Consider the following 3,145-nt stretch of genomic DNA (forward strand, 5'->3'; position numbering starts at 1 on the left):
GATAATTTTGGTGCATATTTAGGCATTTTATTTTTTCAAAAAATGTGTTTTTTAGGGAATATTAGGTGGGTTTTTATTTTATGGATTTATTTGGGGTTAAAGTTTTGTCATATATTGCATTTATATGCCACAGTATAGCTAACACATCTTTGTCATCTTCTAATGGTAAAAGGTTGAGAACTCCAAAATAGTTGTGTCTTTTATATCTTTTTAAACGAGTCAAAAGTTTGAAATTACCATTTTTCAACCTTACTCCAAAACCGATATCATCATATTTTTCATGACTTATACCACTTTCTCGGTATGGGTTTTGAGGTGCATAAATATTATAGATATCTCCAGTTTCTACTCCTCCGGTTTGGCTACTGCCAAAAACATCAAATCCTACATTCCAATTACCAATTTTTTTATTCTCATATAAAGTAATAGTATGTCGTTCTTTCAGTGTATCATAACGATAACTGCCTTGACTCTCATTTCCATCTCTATCTATTTTTGTAATTACATCAATAACACCAATAAAAGCATTTTCTCCATAAAGTACAGAACCTGGACCTCGTATAATTTCAATTCGATCAATTAAATCGACAGGAAAGTTTAAATAATAATACTGATTATCATAAAAATCATTATTGACTTCAACCCCATCAATCATCAATTTTATCTTATCACGGTATGGACTCTTCACACCCCTCATAACTATCTGTTTTATACCACTATTACTCATAGAGATTTCTATTCCTGGAACTAAAGCCAATGCCTCAGTTAATGTTTCTATATGTAGTTCTTCCAATTTATCTCCATAAAGTACTGTTACCATAGATGGAGATTTATCTATACCAAGACGACTTTGTGTTGCAACCTGATTAACCTCTTGTAATGTTTCAAGAAGTTCTTCAAAAGATTCCTCTTGTGCAAATAGATGTAAAAATGGTAAAATCATCAATAAAGTTAATTTAAGTATTTTCATCTTTAATTTCCTACTTAAAAATATTTACTGACTATTAAAATATAAAAAAGCTTAAAACATATATAAAAAGCAATAATTTATTTAAACATAAAGATAAAATAGTGGAACAGTTAGAAGCACTTTATGAATCGACGCCGAAAGCTTTAAACTTTATAGAGAGAAAAATTTCTATATCAAATAAACACATAAATATCTATGGTCCTCCAAAGTCTGGAAAGACATGGCTTGTTTTAGACTATTTGACAAATATCCCAAAGAAAAAGCATATTTATATTGATCTTAATGATGTTAGATTAGATAAAAGTTCTCTTAATAAAAAGTTGCAAGATTTTATTGTAATAAATGATATTGATGTAGTTGCTATTGATCATTATGATGACTCTATAGGTTTGCCCAAATGTAAACAGTTAATTGTCATTTCACAAAAACCGCTTTTTTTGTCAACTCTTTCTTCATTACTTCTTCAACCACTTGACTTTGAAGAGTACTTGGCATTCGAAAAGCGTCACATACATCTTGAACACTCATTTTCTCTCTATCTTCGTACAGGTTCTTTACCTGAAATGGCAACTGTGCATGAGACACTACTTACCAAAAACCTTCATCAAATAATGAGAACAACTTTCCCTGAACAAAGTGAACAGAACTTTTTTCGTACACTTGCAAAATTTTTAGGTAAACCATTAACTGCGAACCAACTATACACAACTCTAAAAAAAGAGCATAAATTCTCTAAAGATCGAGTCTACAAAACAATTAAAGAGTGGGAAGATAGACAAATCATTAAATGGGTTAAAAAATTCAATCAACCAAAAGCTGCAAAAAGACTATTACTATATGACTTTGCTTTACCAGCATCAATGTATTTTGAAAAATCTCTTATGGGACAACTCTACTCAATAGCAGCCAATAAAATGCTTCAAAACTATCCAGATGTATCTTACACTGAAACTATGGACTTATATGAACCGACAACAAATCAAGCTATTCTTCTTTCACCCTTTGCAAACCCGCAAAGCTCTGCTGCTAAAGTCTCTAAACTGATTAATGAAATTGAAACATTAAAAATCAAATCAATTACTATTCTTACTATAGCCAACAGTTTTGATTTTGAATTTGAAAAGATTAATGTTAATGCAAAGCCATTTTATGAGTGGATAATAGAAGAGTAAAATTTATAGTTGACTATTTCTAAAACAGTAACCTACACCATATACAGTTTTCAAATATTTAGCCTCTTTCCCACTATCTCCTATCTTTTTTCTAATATTTTTTATATGATTATCCAAAGATCTATCTGAACTTTTAAGAGATAATATAGATGATAGTTCTTCTCTTTTCACTACTCTATTTTTATTTTTAATAAGATACGTTAGAATTTCATTCTCAATACTTGTAAGGTCCAATCTTACTCCATTAAATAGTATTGAATTACCTTCTATTTCAAATAACTCTTTTTCTATTTTTTCCTCAATACTGAGTTTATTATTTTTGCTTAAATGCACCCAAATTCTAGCTTCTAGTTCTTCAATATCAATAGGCTTTATCATATAATCACAAGCACCATATTTGAAAGCCATAAGTTTAATATTTTTGTCGCTATATGCGCTTGTAACAATTACTGGTATATTTTTTATATTTTTTATATTTTTCAAAACTTCTAAACCACTATAATCTGGAAGATTTATATCTAGTATTGCTATATCAAACTCTTCATACCTAATTTGCTCCATACTTTCAGTTGCATTAAAAGCAAAACTAACATCAAACCCATAGTCTATTAAATAGTTATATATCAATTCAGCAGCTAACTCATCATCTTCAACTAGTAAAACTTTGATCTTTTCCATAACTGATATACTCTCTTAAAATACAGATTTTACAGATTTTAGTTAAATTTAACTTAGATTTGCATTATAAACTTCCAAAAATATTTAGAAACATAATCTTGAATTAGTAACTAATAATAGATTAAGGACTATAAAATTGAAAGTAAAAGTCTATTCAAGCTTAAATCTATCTCTAAAACCAGCATTAAAAAACATTAAAAATAAAATAAAAAAAGATTTTGAAAACATAAATTTTTTACTCTTTAGCATACACCCAGAATATAGTTGCGATGTTAATGAATCAATACAAGAGGTATTTGGTAAAATCAACTATGCAGCATTTCAT

At 28.7% G+C, this 3,145-nt stretch carries 4 protein-coding genes; 2 read left to right on the forward strand and 2 right to left on the reverse strand.

All coding sequences use genetic code 11. From position 1 onward, the window contains the following. Positions 1-73: 73 nt before the first annotated feature. Positions 74-970 (reverse strand): TonB-dependent receptor plug domain-containing protein, encoded by an 897-nt coding sequence (locus BM227_RS13280; RefSeq protein ID WP_092914328.1) that lies wholly within the window; start codon positions 968-970, stop codon positions 74-76. 101 nt (positions 971-1,071) lie between these two features. Between BM227_RS13280 and BM227_RS12465 the strand changes: the two genes are divergently transcribed. Beyond that, positions 1,072-2,142, forward strand: a complete 1,071-nt coding sequence (locus BM227_RS12465) for an ATP-binding protein (protein WP_092914330.1) — start codon at positions 1,072-1,074, stop codon at positions 2,140-2,142. Between the two features lie 3 nt (positions 2,143-2,145). Here the strand turns inward: BM227_RS12465 and BM227_RS12470 are convergent, their stop codons facing one another. Next, positions 2,146-2,820, reverse strand: a complete 675-nt coding sequence (locus tag BM227_RS12470) for a response regulator transcription factor (protein WP_092914332.1) — start codon at positions 2,818-2,820, stop codon at positions 2,146-2,148. 136 nt (positions 2,821-2,956) lie between these two features. Here BM227_RS12470 and BM227_RS12475 point away from each other — a divergent pair. Continuing rightward, positions 2,957-3,145, forward strand: a 189-nt coding sequence (locus tag BM227_RS12475; RefSeq protein WP_143089753.1) for a hypothetical protein, incomplete at its 3' end; no start/stop codon positions are given.

This window comes from Hydrogenimonas thermophila (genome assembly GCF_900115615.1).
Taxonomy (GTDB): Bacteria; Campylobacterota; Campylobacteria; order Campylobacterales; family Hydrogenimonadaceae; genus Hydrogenimonas; species Hydrogenimonas thermophila.